Below are 17021 nucleotides of genomic sequence, written 5' to 3' on the forward strand. Positions count from 1 at the left end.
TTGTGAATCGCGGTGCTGCGGGGCGACTTACTGCTGCTGTTCGATCGCCTGCTGGACGCGGCGGACGATGCCGGAGGCGCCCTGCTGCTCCAGTTTCTCCTCTATCTTGTTCAGGCGGAAGTAGCTCGCGAAGGCCAGCAGCGTCGGCGGCCACAGCCCGATGAACAGGCCCTGCTCCTTGTCGCCCTTCCCGTAGAACGCCGCCCAGGCGAGCAGGACGGACGCACCTGCGGTCAGCACCAGCGGATCGATGGCGGTGCTCTTCGACGCTTCTTTCGACTCCTTCATCTGCGATTGGTTCTGCATGCATAGGTACTCGCGCCGCTTTGCCCTTTGTTAGCAACAGGGTGCGAACGGAAAGCCAGGGCACCTCAGAGTAAGACCGCCGTACATCGCTCGCGGCGGTCGCAGCGAGCGCTCGGAACGCGGTCGGTCCCGATGGAAGTAATCAGCGGTCCGAGCCGGTGACAGAACGCGGTTTCAGGCGTTGCGCCGGGCTTTCCCGGGAGTAACGCGAACGTACATTTTGATTGACGTGTTGGCGGTCGGGAAGCCGACGTATACTAATCCGGCTGTCGCGGCTACGTCCATCCGCATGAGCATGGACTCAATCGAAGACCTGTTCGAGCACCAGCTGGAGGACATCTACTTCGCCGAGAACGAGCTCCTGGACGCCCTCGAGGAGCTCGCAGAGCAGACCGAGAACGAGGAGATCGCGTCGGCCTTCGAGGAGCACCACGAGGAGACCGAGGGCCACGTCGACCGCCTCGAGGAGGTCTTCGACATCATCGGCGAGCCGCCGGAGACCGAGGAGTGCGAGGCGATCCAGGGACTCGTCGAGGAGCACGAGTCGTTCCTCGACGAGGACCCCGAACAGCACATCCTCGACGTCCACAACATCAACGCCGCCGAGAAGACCGAGCACTACGAGATCGCGGCCTACGGGAACCTCGCGTTCCTGGCCGACCAGCTCGGCTACGACGAGGCGGCCGACCTGCTGGGCCAGAACCTCGAGGAGGAGAAGGAGGCCCTCGAGAAGCTCAAGGACCTCACCGAGTCCTACGACTACCAGCAGATCCCCGCGTAACGCGGTTCGTGGCCGGAAACCCCGCTTTTTTGCCCGAGAGCGCCGACGTGGCTCCTGAGAGCTGATGGTCGAGGTCCCGCCGGAGGTCGAGCAGGTGTCCGAGGAGTACAGCCAGCTCGCCGAACCGGCCGCCTGGGGCATCTTCGCGTTCGTCGTCGCCTACCTCGTCGGACAGCTGGTGGTCAGGCCGGCCATCATGCGCGTCATCCGCCGGCGCAACCAGCGGAACCCGACGCTCGTCGACGCCGTCGGTCGGTACACGCGGCTGGCGATCCTCGTCCTCGCGGCGATCATCGGCCTCGCGTTCTCCGGGTACGGCGACCTCCTCTCGGGGTCGGCGCTCGTCATCGCGGCAGCGACGCTGGCGCTGGGCGTCGCCGGCCAGGAGGTCATCGGCGACCTCGTCAGCGGCCTCTTCCTCGTCGTCGACCCGGACTTCAACGTCGGCGACTGGATCGAGTGGGAGGAGGGCGCTGGCGTCGTCGAGACCATCCGGTTCCGGGTGACGCGCGTCCGGACCGCCGACAACCAGGTCATCGTCGTTCCCAACACCACGCTCGCGACGTCGGCAGTGACCCACCCATACAACCGCAACCGGATCCGCATCGGCGCCGAGTTCGGCATCTCCTACGACGACAGCATCGACGCCGCGGCGACGGCGCTCCGCGAGGAGGTCGAAGAACTGGAGGGCGTCCTCGAGACGCCGCGGCCCCAGGTGGTCGTCGAGGACCTCGGGGACAGCGCCGTCCACCTCCGCGTCTTCTTCTGGCTGGAGGACCCGACGCGGAAGAACGTCATCAGGACGCGGTCGACGTACATCCGTCGGGTCAAGGAGCGCCTCGAGGCGGCGGGCATCGGCGTCAGTCCGCCCTCCGAACACGATCTCTCGGGGGCCCTCCACATCGACGGTGACCGGGACCCGGGTCCGGACCCGGGCTCCGAGCCCTGAGACAGCACGTCCCGGTTAAGCCGACCGTAGTCGCCACCGGCGGAGGCGTCGCCGGCAAACCGTGTCGGGTCGTTATGAAGCGTCGAGCCGTATTCGCCGACCGTAATGAGCGACCCTCCGACCGACCCGAACCGCAGCGCCGGGAACGACACCGACGAGCGGACGGACGGTGATCGACGCCCCGACCCCGACAGCCAGGTGACGGGCACTGACCGGCTCGGAGCCGGGGACGCCCGAGCGGGCGCCGATACGAACCGGCACCGGTCGGAGGACTCGCCGACCACCAGTTCCAACCGCCGGCCGTCCGAGCGGACGGACCCCGCCAACACCGACCCGGAGCAGGGCCGCGTGGACACGGACAGGAAGGGTCGTGCGCGCGCCGACACGGACGCCGTCAAGTGGCTGAGCGGGGTCGTCTCGCTCATCGGGCTGTGGATCGCCGCCTCGGCGTTCCTCTACGAGACGGCCCGGGTGTCCCAGTGGAACAACGCCGCCACGGGCGGTGCGATATTCCTGCTCGCCGGCTACGGCTTCTACCGGATGTCGAAGGACCGCCGACCGGACGTCGGGAGCACGAGCCTCACGTCGCTGCTCGGGCTGTGGGCGATCGCCGCGCCGTTCCTGCTGGCGTACGGGAGCGCCGCGCTCGTCTGGGGTACGATGGCCAGCGGAATCGCCGTGGCCATCCTGTCGGGGTACAACGCCTACGAGAGCCGACGGACGGACGCCCCGCGCGGTTCGAGCGCCCGCGCCTGACGCGCTGACCGTCCCGGTGGACGGTCAGTTGGTCGCGGACCCGTACGTCTCCGTCTCGAGTCGGTCGACCCGGTACTGTGCGAACTGGTAGGACACGAGCAGCGCCGAGAACGCCAGCATCACGGCGGCGAAGGGCACCGAGACGAGAAAGGAGAGCCCGTGGACGACGCTGTTGAGCAACTGGACGGCGGCGACGACGATCGGCGTGGCGACGAACAGGCCGCTCCGGACGGGATCGGCACGGACCATCTCGAGGACGGTAGGGTGGTCGGGAGACGGCATAGGGGAGTCTTACCCGGCCTGCGACACCGAGGAGTAATACGTTTTCGGGTGGGACCGAGGCGGCGGTCCGAGCGCTGTCGCACGCGCGGACGCGTGCTACGGTCGGGTGAAACGCTTTTAGGCGGACGTGACGACGTTGGAGTATGAACTACGACGCCGTCGTCTTCGACAACGACGGCGTGCTCGTCGGGCGGACCCACTACGAACGGTTACACGAAGCCGCCTGGGACGCCTTCGAGGAGGTCGGCGTCCCGGACCCCGACCCCGAGCACGTCGAGTCCATGGTCGTCGGCGTCTCGCCCGACGACGTCCGGAAGGTGTGTACGACCTACGACCTCGACGCCGCGGAGTTCTGGGCGACGCGGGACCGGGTCGCGGCGGACGTCCAGCGCGAGGAGATCCGCGAGGGCCGCAAGCGCCTCTACGACGACATCAGCACCATCGCGGACCTCGACCAGCCGCTCGGTATCGTCTCCTCGAACCAGCAGGCGACCGTCGACTTCGCCCTCGAGCACTTCGGTGTCGCCGACCTGTTCGACGCGGCCTACGGCCGGGAGCCGACCGTCGAGAGCCTGCGCCTGAAGAAGCCCGAACCGCACTACATCGAGCGGGCGCTCGCTGACCTCGACGCCGAGACGGCGCTGTTCGTCGGCGACAACGAGAGCGACGTCCGGGCGGCCGAGGCCGCCGGCGTGGACTCGGCGTTCCTCCGCCGACCGCACCGCATCGACCACGAGCTATCGGTCGACCCCACCTACGACCTCGACTCCCTGCACGACCTCCACGGCGTCTGTCGGTGAGGCCAGACCCGGCTCGGTCGACGTCGCGTCGGGTCCGTCGACCCGGGGGCTCGATCAGTCCTTCCTGACGAAGCGGCCCTGGTCGTCGCGCTCCAGGTTCTCCGAGGAGTTCTTGCCGCCGCGACTCCGGTCCTCGTCAGTCAGCCCGCTATCGCTGTCGTCCTCCTCACCTTCGTCGGACAGCGCTTCGGACTGTTCGTCGGCCTGGCCCTCGGACTGCTCGTCGGTCCGCTCTTGTGACTGCTGTTCCGCCTGCTCTCCGAGTTCCTGGCTCTCTCCTTCCTCGGACTCCTGGTCCTCCTCCGCTCGACCGCTCTGTTCCGCCTGGTCTGCAGTTCGGTTCTGCTCGGTTTCGGGCTCCTCCTGACGGTCGTCCCTTTCGCGGTCGGCGTCGCCCTGTTCCTGCTGGCCACCCGTTTCCTGCTCGTGCTCCCCTCCGTCTCGTTCCTCGTCCAATCGCTGTGCGTCCCGGCCCCACGGCTCGGCGTTCCGGCCCTGCTGGCCGCGGCCCTGTGAGCCAGGGGCTTGATCTCGCGAGTGCTGGCCGCCCGTCCGCTGCCGGTCCTGCTCCGGGGAGTGTTGATTAGTTGGCCTGCCCTGCTGTGTTCCTCCCGATCGGTGCCCACTGTGACCGCCCGACGGGGCGTTCTGGTGGCTCTGTCGCTCCGGTCGACCCTGCCGACCGGCGGCCTGTCCCTGGTGGCTCTGCGGTCCGGACTGGACGGGACGTTGGTTCACCTGGGACTGCTGCTGGCGGCCACCCCGCTGTCCCGACTGATCGGCCTTCGGCGGGAGCGCCTCGTGACCGGTGGGGTGCTGACTGCGCCCCTGCCCGCCACCTTGCCGATCGGCCGAGCCACCCTGCTGGCCTCCCTGTCCCTGGAACTGCTCGCCCTGCTGTCGAGTCGGCTGGGGATTCGGCCCTCCCTGTGGAGACGGCTGTCGACCCCCGGACCTCGGCGGCTGCCGGCCGGCGGACTGCGACGGTGGCTGGTTCTGGGGTTGCGGTGGCCGTTGGCCGCCGGAGGGCTGGGGCTGCTGGCCCTGGCCCGACGGCCCGGACTGTCGCTGTCCACCCTGTCGACGCTGCCCTCCCTGCGGTTCCTGCGGTCGTCCCCCCGTGGGCTGCTGGCCCTGTGGCGTCTGTTGGCTCTGCGGTGGCTGTCGGTTCTGCGGTGGCTGTTGGGCTTGCCGAGGAACCTGTCCCTCCGGCGGTCGCTGGCCCGCCGGGGGCTGGGTACCGCGGTTCTGCTGCCCGCCGGGCGACGATCGGTGGCTGACGGCCTGTTGCTCCGGGGGATGCTGCCCTTGAGGCGGCGGTCCGCCCTGCTGACCGGACTGCTGCTGTCCACCGGGTGGCCGACTGGGTCGCTGTCCCGACTGCGGCTGGTTACCAGGGTGGCCTCCGGACTGTGGAGGTTGCTGACCCTGGTGGTGATGCTGCTGACTGGACTGGTGCTGTCGTCCCCGAGTCTGGTCCTGAGCAGCAGGGGGCTCGCCCCGCGTCCCGCCCTGCTGGACACCGGACTGCTGTCCACCCTGCTGTTGTGGCGCCGGTTGGCCGCCTTGCTGGCCCCGGCGGGGCTCGTTCGAGCTGCCCTGAGGAGGTTGCTGCCTCTCACCTGGCTGGCCGGATTGGGATGGCGGGTACTGCTGTCCACCTTGCTGCTCTCTGCCCCTGCCCTGCTGGTCCGGCGGCTGCCGACCGCCCGACTGGTCGCGTCGGCCACCGTGCTGTCCGCCTCGGCCCTGGGTACCGCGGTCCTGCTGGTGCATGTGGTAGCTCGGCTCAAGGTACGCGGAGGAGCGATTAAACGACGGCCACCGTTCACGCGGATGGAACCTGAAAGCCCCCGCTAGGAGGGTCCGACCCGTCTGTTAATCCCAGCAGCGCCCGCGAAGCGCGGTCTTACTATCCGTGGAATCCGAACGGAAACCCGGTGCCACGCGGTACGTCGGTCGTACGACCCGGCTCTTTTTGTCGCCCGAGAAACAACAATCTCCCATGTCGGAACTCGACCAGCTCGCGGTCACGATCGGCAAGATGGGTGAGGGCGACTGGAAGCTCTCGATCGAGGACGGCGAGACGATCGAGACCACGCTCACCGAGGTCGACGTCGACGAGAACCGCGGCCTGGAGGCCGAGGGCCGCAACGAGGACGAGGAGTTCCTCGTCGAACTCACCAGCGGCCCCCAGCCCGGCGGGCCGATCCGGCTCCGCAAGCGTGGGATGAGCGACGAGAGCTGGGAGGAGGTCGGCGAGCTCGCGGACGCCAACCGCCTCGACTGAGCGGACTACTCCTCGCCCGCCCAGTAATCGACGTCGTCGTCGCGGCGGTAGTAGCCGTGGACGCTGCGCTCGTCGCGACCGCCGGGCGGCGAACCGACGAACACCCCGACCTTCTCGGAGTCCGGATACACCGTCACGTCCGGGTCGTTCATCGTCGAGACCGCCAGGTACCGTAACGGTTCGTCGGAGTCGTTGACGACCCGGTGGCCACCCTCCGCCCCAGACGGGAGCGCGACGTAGTCGCCCGCAGCGAGCGGTGCGGTCCCGTCGTCGTGCCGGAGCGTCCCGCAACCCTCGAGAACGAACAGCGCCTCTTCGTTGGCGGTGTGGTAGTGGTAGGGCCACGACCGCCGCCCCGGCGGAAGCACGTAGAGGCTGCAGCCAATCTCCTCGCCGCCGGCCGCCTCGGCGAGTTGCTTCCGTCTGAACTCGGTCTCCCCCCGCTCGGTCGTCGACCACTCCTGGTCGTCGACGTTCGTCTTCTCCATGGGGGCTCGCAGCGACCCCACCGAGGTAATTCTTCGCCTGGTCTGGCGCGCGCATCCCGACGGCCCAAACTCGGGCCCAGTACCCGGTGGAAAGGACTCCCAAACATGGTACAGATTCACCGACCAGACCGGTAAGGTGGTAGTAATATTACCCTAAACCAGCCTTAGAAGCCTGTAGGACCCGATATGGGAAATACGCCCAGGTAGCAACTCAATACCCCCGATATTCAACCACAGCCAACCATCATCCTGTCATCAAATATTCACAATCGTCGATTACTTAACCCCTGACGCGAAGTAAGCAGTGTGTTCCAGGTAGCGAATCTTCAATCAGTATCGAACGGAGGCAACCAGCGATGATGTGGCAGGACTTCATCTTCCTGGCGGGGAGTTCCCTGTCGGTGATGTTCCTCTACCCGACCCTCCGTGATACGGCAGCGCGCGTCCCGCGGGCGACGAGCATCCCGTCGATGACCATCGGCGCCGTCTACTCGATGACGTTCTTCACGATGGGGATGACGTTCTCCGCGCTGGGCTCCTTCGGCGCCTGCACCATGTGGTCGCTCATCGCGCTCCTCCGTGCCCCCGACGACAGTTCGCTCCGTGAGACCATCGCCGCCCGACTCGGTCGACTGGAGGAAGACCTGGACGCGGCTCCGAACGGTAACTGAAGCCCTTCCGAACTCGAAGACCGGACGCAACGACCCGAGACGAGACCGCGCTGCTTCTACGACGAATCCAGATCGACGCTCCCGGAGACGAGCTGGTGAGAGCGCCGGCTCCGAGCTATCGGCTCGTTCGAAGTATCCCCCAGAGAAATACCGAAGCCGGAACCGCCGGGCCGACGAGTTACTCGTCGGGCTGGTACTCGACGGTGACCGTCTGCATCCCGTAGATGTCGTCCCAGTCCTTGTCCTGGTCCATCAGCAGCACCAGGAGCTCGTGTTCGCCCGGCTCGGCGCCGTTCTCCTCGAAGGCGCCCTGCGGCACGGTCAGGGTGTACCTGCCGGAGGACTCGTGTGAGAGCTCCGGGGAGCGCTCGACGAGCGCGCCCTCGACGTAGGTGAACCGGGAGTCGTTCTCTGTGGCGGCGTCGAGGTAGACCAGGAAGAACGGCTCCCCCCGGACCGTCCCGTGCTCCGCCGGGTCGACGTCCGGCATCGACGTGTTCGCCGTGACGTCGAGGCGGAACGAGGCCGATCCGCCGTCGCCGCCACCGTACCCGGTGACGTCGATCGACTGGATTCGCTCGCCCTCTTCCTCGTCCATGTTGTTCTGCAGCGGCGTGTTCGGTTGCTCCGGTTCCGACCAGGACTCCTGTGGGGTCGCGGTCGGCGTCGCCGTAGCCGTCGCAGTCGCAGTCGGCGTCGCGGTCGCTGTTTCGGTCGGTCGACGTTGCTGTCGGTGTCGCCGTCTCTGTCGGCGTGGCCGTGTCGGTGGCCGTCGGATCGTCGGTCTCCTCACCGCCGCCGAAGGGGCCGACGCAGCCCCCCGAGCAAGACCAGACAGACCACACCCACCGTGATGAGAGCTCCTCGCTTCATTCCACCCTACGTCAGGTTACGAGGAGGATTATTATGAGGTCGTTAACTGCTTGCCTAGGCGCCGATACATTCCCGCTGTCCGTCGCCCACCAGGTCGGTCCGCTAGGGGACGGACTCGTGATGACGCGCTCCTCGTTCCTCTCAGGTAGTAGATATTGCGCTTGTTCGCACACGTGCGAGTCATCGAGTCGATCTAGCCACTGTCGAGCGGTATCGCAAATTTCGGGGTCGGAAGGGTCGATGGAAACCGTCGGTTACTGATTTCGCCTAGATGTCGGATACAGCGCCGGAATCGTCCGAATACGTCCGTTCTAAGACAGTCCTACACGGACGTACGTCGGTCTTACCACTCTACACGGTCGGGCGGGTATATCACTACCAACAACTTTCTGGGGAGCAATGTCCCCGACAAGGCGACAGGTCGTGAACGCCATCGCAGCAGGCGCAGTCGTCCCGGTCACTGTCGCGTCCGCAGAAGCGCAAGAACAGGATTCCCAGGATTTCTCTCCCGATATCACTATCCACTCGAACAATCTGGTCGCGACGATCGGCGCGCGCGACGACGACGTCGACCCCGACACGGTGAGCATCACCACCGCCGACGGTGAGACCCACACGTTCGACGGCGCCGCTCGGGACGAGTGGAACGCCGGCAACGAGTTCGACGTCGGATACACGAACGGCTCGTCGCGCGCACGCATCGGTAGCTGGCAGGGCGTCATCAGGGAGGTCACGGCGACGCGCGGCGACGAGTCCGTCACCGAGACCAACGACCGCGCCAGCAGCCTCGAGGTGTCCTGCTCGATGTGGCAGACGCCGGACGAACCGCCCAGGCATCTCGCCGTGGTCTCGGAGGGCGCCACGAAGCAGTTCCGGAACCGCGGCGGTAGTGGTCCCGACGCAGAGCGACGATACGGCTCGCCAGGCCGCTCGCTCCAGAGGGTCGTCGAGCACAACCCCGAGGTCGAGATGGAGGTTCAATTCGAGGGCTGTTCGCCCGGTTCCGAGAAGGCGCTCCGTTTCAACTGCACCAGCGTTACCGTCGAGGAAGAGGAACTGATCCATGGCGAAGATCGGATCGACGACGTCCGCCTCGAGTTCACCGACGGGTCGAGCGAGAACCCGCCCGGGACCGCCGACGACGCCGACAACGGCGCCTACGAACTCCCGGTGACCCTCGAGGGCACCGGCGATAACGCCGGAAAAGTCATCGATAAGCTCCACTTCAAGGTTCTCGGAGACCAGTACAGCTACGCCAACCTCGACTCGGCGAACTGTTCGCCCGAGACGAGCGGCCAGCAGGACTCCCAGGAGAGCGACGGGACGGACGAGCAGCAGAACGAAAGCGACGACTCCCCCGACGATTCCACCGAATCGGGTTCCACCAGCGACGACAGCACGAGCAGCGATAATACGAACGAGGACACCCCGAGTGACGACAGCACGAGCAGCGGGAGCACGAACGACAGCACGAGTGACGACGACTCGTCCGGTGGCTCACAGCCGTCGTCGGACTCGACGAGCGCACAGGACTCGTCGAGCGGCGGCTCCACGAGCGGTGGTGGCACCTCGAGTCGGAGTACGTCCGGCGGCTCGACGAGCAGTGACCTGTCCGCCGATGGGACCCCCACTCCGACGGCCGACTCCGACACGTCGACCGTGAGCGTGAACCGGACGGAGGAGCAGCACATCCAGCTCAACACCTCGTCTACCCCGGAGAACACCACCCCGACGAACGCGTCCCGGACGAACGCCGCCGCGGAGGCGAGCAACGAACCCTCGACCGCGACGGCGACCTCGGAGCTCACCGACGCCGCCGGCGCGGAGGACCAGCCAGGCCTCGGATTCGTCTCCGGGCTCGGTGGACTGCTCGGCTTCGGCGAGCTCGCGCGACGCCGCCTCGGTCGCGACGAGGACGGGGACGAGGAGTAGCCGGCAACCCCTCTTAGTCGCCGATATCTTCGTTGAAGGCCTCCTGCGAGAGTTCCTCGAGGATCTCCTGGACGTCCTCGACCGTCTCGTCGTCGACGTCGTCCATCGCCTCGACGCTGTGTGCGCCGCCGTGTGCCGTCTGAAGCGCGTTCTCGTTGAGGTCCCCGTCCGGCTCCACGACGGGCAACTGCAGGTCGGTGAACGCGTCTGGCGGGAACCCCGACTCGGACATGACGAAGTGATCGGCGATCTCTCCGAGGTCGTCGGTGTCGAAGTCCTGTTTCTGTGGCGCTGACCACTCGTCGGTCGTCGTCCCCGAGTACTCGGGTTCGTGGACGTCGTAGTCTGCCACCATCGCGTCGGCTACTAGGGGACGGGAAACGAAAAATCGAACGGCGGCTCACGAACCCCTGAACGGTGCGTCCCAGCGGCTATCGCTGCTGCTTGTCGATGTCCTGGTTGATGGGCGAGTGCTCGGCGTCCATCTCGTGGGCGTGGCCCTGGCTGTACTGCTGCTGGCCCTGGAACTGGCCGGGGAACTGCTCGGCCTGCTGCTGGACGTCCTGCTGGCCGGGGCGACCGCCCTGCTGCTGTTGGGTGGGCTCACCGAAGGACTGCTCGCCGCCCACGTACGCGTCGTTCTGCTCGTGGCGGGCTTCGCCACCGTACTGGAGCCCCTGGTCGACCTGCTGGTTGCCCTGGCGCTGCTGGCCGTACTGCTGGCCCTGCTGGTTCTGTCGGCCCTGCTGGTTCTGCTGACGCCGCTGTCTGCCCTGCTGCTGGCCGAACTGTCGGGACTGGCCACCCTGCTGGCCACCGCTCTGCTGCTGTCCCTGCTGGGTCGACCCCTGCTGCGTCCGGTAGTTCTGGGGCGTCCCGTGATTCTGCTGGCTCTGCTGATTCTGCTGGGACCGCTGGGACGAGCCCTGCTGGGACTGCTGGCGCTGGTCGTCGCTCGGCTGGCTCAGGTAGCTCTGCTGGCCACCCAGGTGCGTCCGCTGGCCCTGGTCCTGCTGAGAGCGCTGTCCCTGCTGACTACCGAACTGGTTCTGCTGGCCCTGGTTGGACTGCTGGCCGCCGAACTGGGTCTGGTCCCGCTGCTGGCTGTATTGCTGGGACTGGCCACCCTGCTGCTGTCCCTGCTGGGTCGAACCCTGCTGCGTCCGGTAGTTCTCGGCCGTCCCGTGCGGCTGTTGGCTCTGCTGGTGCTGCTGACCCTGCTGGTTCTGCTGGCTTCCGAACTGGTCCTGGTGGCCACCGAACTGCCGCTGCTGGTTCTGGCTCACTTTCTGCTGGCGGCCACCCTGGGACCTCTGGCCGGACTGCTGGCGCTGGCCCGACTGCTGGCCGTGCTGTCGGTACTGGTCCTGGCCGGACTGGCGGCCCTGCTGGGACCCCTGGGAGTGGGTGGGCTGCTCGGAGAGTTCCTCCTGTCGCTGCTGCTGAATCTCCTGTCGCAGCGGTTCCTGGGACTGCTGGTTCTGACGACCCTGCTGGTTCTGCTGGCCGCCGAACTGTTGTTGCCGATTCCTGTTCTGACTCTGCTGATGCTGTCCCTGCCGCTGGTTCTGCCCCTGGTGCTGCCGATTCTGGCCCCCCTGTCCCTGCTGGCTATACCCCTGCTGGTACTGCTGACCGTACTGCCGTTGCTGGTCGTCCCTCCCGTCCTCGTCGTCCTGGCCTTCCCGATACGCCTGCGGATTCGCGTGTCGATGTGGATTCTGACTCACGGTGATCACAGGCGGGGAGTACCCGCTACCCGGAACGACGCCCGGAACCCGGATAAAGCGGTCCAATAGTTTCCCTGGTAAGGTCGCCTCGCCGCTACCAAATCGGGGATTACGGCCCCGTCAGCGGCGTCGAATCCGCCCGCGAGCGCCGGGTCTCGCGAGTACGGTCGACGTAACGGCGAGCGTGAACGGAGTGGTCACGACCGGGCAAACACGCTATCGGCTCGATTAGCCAGCCGGCAAACACGGCTTTCGGCGCACGTAACGACGTACCGATATGGATCGGAACGTCGGCGGCATCGATCGCTGGCTCCGCGTCGCGGTGGCGCTCGCGCTGCTCGGGTTCGGCTATCGGAACCGCGAGTCGAGAACGGGGACGCTCGCGTTCCTCGCCGGCAGCGACCTCCTGGCGACCGCAGTCATCCAGCGGTGTCCGGTGAACGCGCTGCTCGGCGTCGATACCTGTCCCGGGTCGTAGACGGCGACCCGCGGACGGTCCTATCGGTTCCGGTTGCGCTCGCGCTCCGGTTCGCGTTCCGGCTCGCGCTCCGGCGGACTCGAGGACGACGGACCGAAACCTCGAACCGCGATCACGATGATGGCCAGCGCGAAGAACGCGACCAGGAGCCAGCGACCCATCTGCGTGCTGAGAGCGCTGACCACCATCCCGAGCAGGTCGATGCCGACTGCCTGCCCGAGCGCGAACAGCAACAGGACGAACCCGAAGACCGCGAGGGCGATCCGGAGCGTCGATTCCGCGAACCACTCGCCGGCGCGTTCGGTGCGACCTCGCTCGACGGTCTCGTCGTTCGCTCCGCCTCCGGTGCGTGACATGATACCACGTACGCGGTCGATAGGGATTAGTACACACCACCTAGAGAAAGTATGGTTCGCTGACATCTACGGGAGATGGGTTCGCAGACTGCGACCGGTTCGGAACGACCTTCGAGGGGTCGGCGCCGCTCAGTCCTGATTGGTCGAGACGGCCGACACGACCGTGACGAGATCGCCGTCCTCGAACTCCCGCCGGCACCCCTCACAGAGCTGGAGCGTCTCCGTCGCCGCCTCGACGTACTCGATGCGCACCGTCTCCGCGTCGTCGTGACCGCACTCTGCACACGCCATGATCAGTTACCGAGTCCCCCACGCTGGGTTCGGTCGTCGGACTGTTCGACCATGCTCTCGGTTGCAGTCCCGTCGTCGCCGCACGTGCCAGAAAACCCTGGGCCACCGGTCGAGGGAGCGCCTCGGTCGAGCGACGTCATTACCTCCGACAGAATCTAAGCCCGTATAGTGATTTCGAATTTCGCAATCCCTTGAGTTACGAAAACCACAATCCGAAGGTTACGGATTTCTTACCGAGGTCCGCCGAACGTTGTCTCAAGTGGTAAGTAACGGCGATACCGTTTCGGAAGTCGGAACCGGACGCGCTCGGCTCGCTTCGCGATCAGACGTCGTAGACCGCCTCGTCGTCGCTGCCGCTGACGTCCTGGGTACCGAAGTGGTTGAAGGGCCGGAAGTAGTGGTGGCGGATCAGCTCCTCGCTCTCGACGCTCAGCCCCATCTCGTCGAGCGTCCGAGCGATCCGGGTGAGGTCGTCGTGGCGGGGGGCGACGGCCTTGACCTCGACGTTCTCGCGGCCGGTCATCACCTCGTGGACCTCGACGACCCCCTCGATCTGGAGCGCTTCGCGCGCCAGGTCCTCCCGATCGACGATCGGCGCCGTGCACATGATCCGTATCTGCAGCTGGTAGCCCGCCAGCTCGTAGTCCACCATCGGGACGTACCCCTCGATGATCTCGCTTTGCTCCATCTTGTCGATGCGGTTCCGCACCGTCCCGTCGGTCACGCCGACGCGGTCGGCGATGTCGACGGCCGTCAGGTTGCGGGCGTCCCGCTGGAGCAACTGGAGGATGGCGCGGTCGACGTCGTCGAGCGGGGTGTACTCGTGACTGGCGCACATGCCTCACGTGAGGGGGCGACCACCCTTGGAAGCTGGGTGGCGGTCGAACGGGCGCGAGGAGACATCGAGTCACCCGCCGGTCGTACCAGAAGGGTCGGATTCGGTCGGTCCGATCAGCGGTCCCGAACTGGGTCGCGACTTGGGGGGTCGCCAGAAACATCGAAGATCAACCACTCGGTCCACGACGGCAGCTGTGCCGGATTATCGGCGAAGGTGGACCTGCGGACGTTCAGCTACGCGTACGAGCTCGAAAGGAAGGGGGAGCGTCCCTCCGGACGCCGACGCGCCCGGCAGGGTCGACGACGCTGCTAGCGCGGCAGTGTCGTCACTCCGGCGGCCGACCACTGGACGGGCCGGTTCCGGAGTCCGGGTCGCGACCGGCGCCGGACGACGAGACCTCGGACTTCCCGGAGCGCGCCCAGCGGTCGATGTTCTCCCGGACGTAGTCCTGGCCGCCGAGGCCGAAGGAGATACCGAGGCCGAGTGCGAGCGCGACCGCGAGGCCCCAGGCCATCGCCCGCGCGAACACGAACAGGATGCCGACGTCGATACCCATCGTGTCGAGGCCGATCACGATCACGACGAAGTAGAGGAACAGCTGGACGCCGGTGGCGACCCAGTTCGTGTAGCCGGTGCGGGTCGCCGCCTCCGTCCGCTTGATCGCGTCACCGACGAAGTCGGCGACCACGAACCCGAGGATGATCACCAGCAGTCCCGCGACGAACGCCGGCAGGTACGAGACCGCGGTGTTGATCCACTCCGACAGCACGGCGATGGCGAGGACGTCCGCGGCCGCCAGGATGGCCAAGGCGTAGACGAACCACCGCGTGAGCGTCCCGAAGGCGTGGGCGACCGCGCGTTCGGTGCCGCCGAGTATGTTGCCGAGTGGCGTCTCGAGGACCATCTCGTCGAGTTCGACCCTGTCGACGAGCCGTTCGACGACGCCGCCGATCGCCCGTCCCACCACCCAGCCGATGAGGAGGATGATGAGCGCGCCGATCAACCGCGGCAGGAACGTGATCGCCGCTCCGAGCGCCTCTCGGAACTGGTCTTCCACGGCTCCGACCTGTGCGACCGTCGATAGCTGGTCAGGTTGTACCATGAGTCCCTACCTACGGATGGGACACGAATTGTTAGACACAATATATGAAGAACGCCACCAAGTTAAGTTATCAAAATATTCGTCACGATTAGAATAATATAGTGGCAGAAATTTACCGTCTGCTGACCGGATAGCTGGTCGCCCGGCCGCCAATCAGAGGTCGTTCGAATCGGTACCGACGTCGAGTACCGGGCCGTAGAACGGGGACCTTACGCGAGGTGAGTACTTCCCTGAGAGTGCTCCTGAGCGGCGTTCATCGACGCTCACTGCGCATTTCTACGAATCTCGGTGGGCGCCTCGCCTGGGACAGTCAGGACGAATCCGAACCCAGATCAGAACTCCTCCGCCGTGTCGATCCCGACGACGATCCCGCTGTCGTCGTCCGCGAAACGCTCGTCGACGCCGACGGCGTCCTCGAAGGCGAGCCGCGCCTGCTCCGTGTGGGCGTGCTCGACCGCGTCGGCGACGTCGTCGTCCAGGTCGAACTCCTCGGCCAGCTCGTCCCAGACGGACGAGGGAACGCGGTAGGCTCGCGTCTCGTCGACCGTCACGTAGTCGTGGTCGGCCTCGTACTCGGAGTGCCGTCCGAGCAGGTCCCCGTAGAGGACGACGAGCACGTTCCGGATCTCCGCCGCGTCGACGTCGAAGCGGTCGGCCGTTCGGTCGATCACGGCGTCGTCGATGTGCGCCTCGCTGACTTCGGCGGGCTGGTCGTCGGTCATGGTCTCGTGTGTACCGTCGGCGGCCGGCCGTTTCGAACTTTCGACCGCGAACCGAGGACAGAATCGCAGCCGGCCCGACTCGCAGTCCTTCGGTGCCGACCCGGGTATCAAGGCCCTGCAGTTGCAGCCCGGACTGGCTTCCTTCTGGTTCGTCTATTGACAGATGTATGCTCGGTACCCTGCGTTCGTTCGCACAGGAGGCCATCAGTCTCGTCATCGCGATCATCACGTTCCCGCTCCGGCTGCTGCGCTCGCTGCTGTAGGCGGCAGGCCGGACACGGAACGCAGCGTCTCCGGTCGGGAGTCGCTGGTGTAGAGGCGGACGCAACGTCGTGACCACGGTCGAATCCGCCACCACCCTTCTGGAGAACCCAGATGTATCGCCCGTGCTGGCAGTACGGGAGCCGATCGGTCGCTTCAGAGACGCCCCCGACCCGGCGAATGCCAGCCACGCGCCCTTCCCTCTCGTCGCCCTAATTACGGGCATGGCTTCGAAACTCAAGCGGCTCGGCAAGCTGGTGTACAACGTCACGAGCATCATCACCACCGTCCGACTGATCCGACGGCTCGCCCGTAAGTTCCGTAGCAGCGGATAGCATCGACCACCTGGGCGCGGACCGGTTCTGGGAAGGAACCGACCGGATTTTTCGTATCGGTACCCCACCGGAGCGCCACCCGTATCGACCGCCTCGTCAGTGTTCAGCGAGCGGAATCTCGGCGCCTCACTGGCATCCTTTTTCAGTGTTCGCCTCCACCGTCCAGGTGCACCATGACAGATCTGGACCGACGAGCGTTCGTCAAGATCGCGGGAGCGACGGCCGTCGCGCCGGCCGTCGCGGGCTGTTCGGGCAACGGCGGGAACGGTGGCAACGGCGGGAACGGCGGCGACGTCCCCGACGAGATCGACGAGTACCTCTCGAACGCCAACGGGTACGACGGTTCGCTCGAGGACCACACGGGCGAGGACGAGGTGGCCGTCGACGTCGGGACGGGTGACATCGGCTATGCGTTCGGCCCGGCTGCGATTCGAATCGACACCGGAACGACCGTCGTCTGGGAGTGGACCGGCGAGGGCGGCTCCCACAACGTCGTCCACGAGAACGGCGACTTCGAGAGCGACCTCCAGGGCGAGCAAGGCGACACCTTCGAATACACCTTCGAGGAGTCAGGGAACTACCGCTACTACTGCAACCCCCACAGAGGGAACGGCATGCTGGGCGGCGTCGTCGTCGAGTAACCCGCCTCGTTCACACGGGGCTGGATGTAATCCACGGCGAAATCACGCCGCCTCCCCGATTCCAATAGCTGGTAGACGGTCCTGCTCGGTCCTTCCCGCTGGTCACTCCCTGTGTGGGCTTCGACTACCAGACTCGAAT

The 17021-nt window shown here is 66.3% G+C and carries 24 protein-coding genes; 12 read left to right on the forward strand and 12 right to left on the reverse strand.

Annotation, left to right across the window (positions count from 1 at the left end):
- Positions 1 to 27: 27 nt before the first annotated feature.
- On the reverse strand, positions 28 to 306 hold the full coding sequence (locus HWV07_RS09370) for a hypothetical protein (protein WP_246279863.1): 279 nt from the start codon (positions 304 to 306) through the stop codon (positions 28 to 30).
- A 289-nt stretch (positions 307 to 595) separates the two neighbouring features.
- Between HWV07_RS09370 and HWV07_RS09375 the strand changes: the two genes are divergently transcribed.
- The 3 genes from HWV07_RS09375 to HWV07_RS19760 all read left to right on the forward strand — a co-directional run bounded on the left by HWV07_RS09375 (position 596) and on the right by HWV07_RS19760 (position 2792).
- Entirely contained in the window at positions 596 to 1087 is a 492-nt protein-coding gene (locus HWV07_RS09375) for a YciE/YciF ferroxidase family protein (RefSeq protein ID WP_178334047.1), read from the forward strand.
- Between the two features lie 64 nt (positions 1088 to 1151).
- Entirely contained in the window at positions 1152 to 2036 is an 885-nt protein-coding gene (locus tag HWV07_RS09380) for a mechanosensitive ion channel family protein (protein WP_178334048.1), read from the forward strand.
- 105 nt (positions 2037 to 2141) lie between these two features.
- On the forward strand, positions 2142 to 2792 hold the full coding sequence (locus HWV07_RS19760) for an SPW repeat protein (RefSeq protein WP_178334049.1): 651 nt from the start codon (positions 2142 to 2144) through the stop codon (positions 2790 to 2792).
- Positions 2793 to 2816: 24 nt separating this feature from the next.
- Here HWV07_RS19760 and HWV07_RS09390 read toward each other — a convergent pair whose 3' ends face one another.
- The gene (locus HWV07_RS09390; RefSeq protein WP_178334050.1) at positions 2817 to 3041 is read right to left on the reverse strand and encodes a hypothetical protein; all 225 of its coding nucleotides are present in this window, start codon (positions 3039 to 3041) and stop codon (positions 2817 to 2819) included.
- 176 nt (positions 3042 to 3217) lie between these two features.
- Here HWV07_RS09390 and HWV07_RS09395 point away from each other — a divergent pair, with 176 nt between their 5' ends.
- The gene (locus HWV07_RS09395) at positions 3218 to 3874 is read left to right on the forward strand and encodes an HAD family hydrolase (RefSeq protein ID WP_178334051.1); all 657 of its coding nucleotides are present in this window, start codon (positions 3218 to 3220) and stop codon (positions 3872 to 3874) included.
- Positions 3875 to 3928: 54 nt separating this feature from the next.
- Here the strand turns inward: HWV07_RS09395 and HWV07_RS09400 are convergent, their stop codons facing one another.
- Entirely contained in the window at positions 3929 to 4330 is a 402-nt protein-coding gene (locus tag HWV07_RS09400; RefSeq protein WP_178334052.1) for a hypothetical protein, read from the reverse strand.
- A 195-nt stretch (positions 4331 to 4525) separates the two neighbouring features.
- On the opposite strand from HWV07_RS09400, the gene HWV07_RS09405 reads away from it, so the two are divergent.
- Positions 4526 to 5734, forward strand: coding sequence for a hypothetical protein (locus tag HWV07_RS09405; RefSeq protein WP_178334053.1), 1209 nt, complete (start codon positions 4526 to 4528; stop codon positions 5732 to 5734).
- Positions 5735 to 5879: 145 nt separating this feature from the next.
- A complete protein-coding gene (locus tag HWV07_RS09410) occupies positions 5880 to 6164 on the forward strand; it encodes a hypothetical protein (RefSeq protein WP_178334054.1) in 285 nt (94 codons plus the stop codon).
- Between the two features lie 5 nt (positions 6165 to 6169).
- Here HWV07_RS09410 and HWV07_RS09415 read toward each other — a convergent pair whose 3' ends face one another.
- The gene (locus tag HWV07_RS09415; RefSeq protein ID WP_178334055.1) at positions 6170 to 6652 is read right to left on the reverse strand and encodes a cupin domain-containing protein; all 483 of its coding nucleotides are present in this window, start codon (positions 6650 to 6652) and stop codon (positions 6170 to 6172) included.
- A gap of 356 nt (positions 6653 to 7008) precedes the next feature.
- Between HWV07_RS09415 and HWV07_RS09420 the strand changes: the two genes are divergently transcribed.
- Positions 7009 to 7323: a hypothetical protein gene (locus HWV07_RS09420; protein ID WP_178334056.1), complete on the forward strand. Its 315-nt coding sequence runs from the start codon at positions 7009 to 7011 to the stop codon at positions 7321 to 7323.
- Positions 7324 to 7501: 178 nt separating this feature from the next.
- Here the strand turns inward: HWV07_RS09420 and HWV07_RS09425 are convergent, their stop codons facing one another.
- Entirely contained in the window at positions 7502 to 7921 is a 420-nt protein-coding gene (locus HWV07_RS09425; RefSeq protein WP_178334057.1) for a hypothetical protein, read from the reverse strand.
- A gap of 674 nt (positions 7922 to 8595) precedes the next feature.
- Between HWV07_RS09425 and HWV07_RS09430 the strand changes: the two genes are divergently transcribed.
- A complete protein-coding gene (locus HWV07_RS09430; protein WP_178334058.1) occupies positions 8596 to 10128 on the forward strand; it encodes a hypothetical protein in 1533 nt (510 codons plus the stop codon).
- A gap of 13 nt (positions 10129 to 10141) precedes the next feature.
- Here the strand turns inward: HWV07_RS09430 and HWV07_RS09435 are convergent, their stop codons facing one another.
- Both HWV07_RS09435 and HWV07_RS09440 read right to left on the reverse strand, forming a co-directional pair.
- A complete protein-coding gene (locus tag HWV07_RS09435) occupies positions 10142 to 10483 on the reverse strand; it encodes a hypothetical protein (RefSeq protein ID WP_246279864.1) in 342 nt (113 codons plus the stop codon).
- A gap of 76 nt (positions 10484 to 10559) precedes the next feature.
- Entirely contained in the window at positions 10560 to 11414 is an 855-nt protein-coding gene (locus HWV07_RS09440) for a hypothetical protein (RefSeq protein ID WP_178334059.1), read from the reverse strand.
- On the opposite strand from HWV07_RS09440, the gene HWV07_RS09445 reads away from it, so the two are divergent.
- Both HWV07_RS09445 and HWV07_RS09450 read left to right on the forward strand, forming a co-directional pair.
- Entirely contained in the window at positions 11379 to 11927 is a 549-nt protein-coding gene (locus HWV07_RS09445; protein ID WP_178334060.1) for a hypothetical protein, read from the forward strand. The genes HWV07_RS09440 and HWV07_RS09445 overlap by 36 nt on opposite strands.
- A gap of 208 nt (positions 11928 to 12135) precedes the next feature.
- Positions 12136 to 12336: a YgaP family membrane protein gene (locus HWV07_RS09450; RefSeq protein ID WP_178334061.1), complete on the forward strand. Its 201-nt coding sequence runs from the start codon at positions 12136 to 12138 to the stop codon at positions 12334 to 12336.
- A gap of 20 nt (positions 12337 to 12356) precedes the next feature.
- Here HWV07_RS09450 and HWV07_RS09455 read toward each other — a convergent pair whose 3' ends face one another.
- The 5 genes from HWV07_RS09455 to HWV07_RS09475 all read right to left on the reverse strand — a co-directional run bounded on the left by HWV07_RS09455 (position 12357) and on the right by HWV07_RS09475 (position 15645).
- Positions 12357 to 12692: a hypothetical protein gene (locus HWV07_RS09455; RefSeq protein ID WP_178334062.1), complete on the reverse strand. Its 336-nt coding sequence runs from the start codon at positions 12690 to 12692 to the stop codon at positions 12357 to 12359.
- A 129-nt stretch (positions 12693 to 12821) separates the two neighbouring features.
- Positions 12822 to 12983: a hypothetical protein gene (locus tag HWV07_RS09460; protein WP_178334063.1), complete on the reverse strand. Its 162-nt coding sequence runs from the start codon at positions 12981 to 12983 to the stop codon at positions 12822 to 12824.
- 322 nt (positions 12984 to 13305) lie between these two features.
- A complete protein-coding gene (locus tag HWV07_RS09465) occupies positions 13306 to 13821 on the reverse strand; it encodes an Lrp/AsnC family transcriptional regulator (RefSeq protein WP_178334064.1) in 516 nt (171 codons plus the stop codon).
- 325 nt (positions 13822 to 14146) lie between these two features.
- Positions 14147 to 14923, reverse strand: coding sequence for a mechanosensitive ion channel family protein (locus HWV07_RS09470; RefSeq protein ID WP_178334065.1), 777 nt, complete (start codon positions 14921 to 14923; stop codon positions 14147 to 14149).
- Positions 14924 to 15255: 332 nt separating this feature from the next.
- Positions 15256 to 15645 (reverse strand): DUF8048 family protein, encoded by a 390-nt coding sequence (locus HWV07_RS09475; protein ID WP_178334066.1) that lies wholly within the window; start codon positions 15643 to 15645, stop codon positions 15256 to 15258.
- Positions 15646 to 15977: 332 nt separating this feature from the next.
- Here HWV07_RS09475 and HWV07_RS09480 point away from each other — a divergent pair, with 332 nt between their 5' ends.
- Together HWV07_RS09480 and HWV07_RS09485 are read left to right on the forward strand one after the other, a co-directional pair.
- The gene (locus HWV07_RS09480; RefSeq protein ID WP_178334067.1) at positions 15978 to 16241 is read left to right on the forward strand and encodes a hypothetical protein; all 264 of its coding nucleotides are present in this window, start codon (positions 15978 to 15980) and stop codon (positions 16239 to 16241) included.
- A 173-nt stretch (positions 16242 to 16414) separates the two neighbouring features.
- Positions 16415 to 16882: a halocyanin domain-containing protein gene (locus HWV07_RS09485; RefSeq protein ID WP_178334068.1), complete on the forward strand. Its 468-nt coding sequence runs from the start codon at positions 16415 to 16417 to the stop codon at positions 16880 to 16882.
- Positions 16883 to 17021: the final 139 nt, after the last annotated feature.

This window comes from Natronomonas salina (assembly GCF_013391105.1).
Lineage (GTDB): Archaea > Halobacteriota > Halobacteria > Halobacteriales > Haloarculaceae > Natronomonas > Natronomonas salina.

Excerpts from the sequence above, each read along its gene's own strand:
- HWV07_RS09370 (WP_246279863.1), bottom strand. The coding sequence starts at position 306 with ATGCAGAACCAATCGCAGATGAAGGAGTCGAAAGAAGCGTCGAAGAGC.
- HWV07_RS09375 (WP_178334047.1), top strand. The coding sequence starts at position 596 with ATGAGCATGGACTCAATCGAAGACCTGTTCGAGCACCAGCTGGAGGAC.
- HWV07_RS09380 (WP_178334048.1), top strand. The coding sequence starts at position 1,152 with ATGGTCGAGGTCCCGCCGGAGGTCGAGCAGGTGTCCGAGGAGTACAGC.
- HWV07_RS19760 (WP_178334049.1), top strand. The coding sequence starts at position 2,142 with ATGAGCGACCCTCCGACCGACCCGAACCGCAGCGCCGGGAACGACACC.
- HWV07_RS09390 (WP_178334050.1), bottom strand. The coding sequence starts at position 3,041 with ATGGTCCGTGCCGATCCCGTCCGGAGCGGCCTGTTCGTCGCCACGCCG.
- HWV07_RS09395 (WP_178334051.1), top strand. The coding sequence starts at position 3,218 with ATGAACTACGACGCCGTCGTCTTCGACAACGACGGCGTGCTCGTCGGG.
- HWV07_RS09410 (WP_178334054.1), top strand. The coding sequence starts at position 5,880 with ATGTCGGAACTCGACCAGCTCGCGGTCACGATCGGCAAGATGGGTGAG.
- HWV07_RS09415 (WP_178334055.1), bottom strand. The coding sequence starts at position 6,652 with ATGGAGAAGACGAACGTCGACGACCAGGAGTGGTCGACGACCGAGCGG.
- HWV07_RS09420 (WP_178334056.1), top strand. The coding sequence starts at position 7,009 with ATGATGTGGCAGGACTTCATCTTCCTGGCGGGGAGTTCCCTGTCGGTG.
- HWV07_RS09425 (WP_178334057.1), bottom strand. The coding sequence starts at position 7,921 with ATGGACGAGGAAGAGGGCGAGCGAATCCAGTCGATCGACGTCACCGGG.
- HWV07_RS09430 (WP_178334058.1), top strand. The coding sequence starts at position 8,596 with ATGTCCCCGACAAGGCGACAGGTCGTGAACGCCATCGCAGCAGGCGCA.
- HWV07_RS09435 (WP_246279864.1), bottom strand. The coding sequence starts at position 10,483 with ATGGTGGCAGACTACGACGTCCACGAACCCGAGTACTCGGGGACGACG.
- HWV07_RS09450 (WP_178334061.1), top strand. The coding sequence starts at position 12,136 with ATGGATCGGAACGTCGGCGGCATCGATCGCTGGCTCCGCGTCGCGGTG.
- HWV07_RS09455 (WP_178334062.1), bottom strand. The coding sequence starts at position 12,692 with ATGTCACGCACCGGAGGCGGAGCGAACGACGAGACCGTCGAGCGAGGT.
- HWV07_RS09460 (WP_178334063.1), bottom strand. The coding sequence starts at position 12,983 with ATGGCGTGTGCAGAGTGCGGTCACGACGACGCGGAGACGGTGCGCATC.
- HWV07_RS09465 (WP_178334064.1), bottom strand. The coding sequence starts at position 13,821 with ATGTGCGCCAGTCACGAGTACACCCCGCTCGACGACGTCGACCGCGCC.
- HWV07_RS09470 (WP_178334065.1), bottom strand. The coding sequence starts at position 14,923 with ATGGTACAACCTGACCAGCTATCGACGGTCGCACAGGTCGGAGCCGTG.
- HWV07_RS09475 (WP_178334066.1), bottom strand. The coding sequence starts at position 15,645 with ATGACCGACGACCAGCCCGCCGAAGTCAGCGAGGCGCACATCGACGAC.
- HWV07_RS09485 (WP_178334068.1), top strand. The coding sequence starts at position 16,415 with ATGACAGATCTGGACCGACGAGCGTTCGTCAAGATCGCGGGAGCGACG.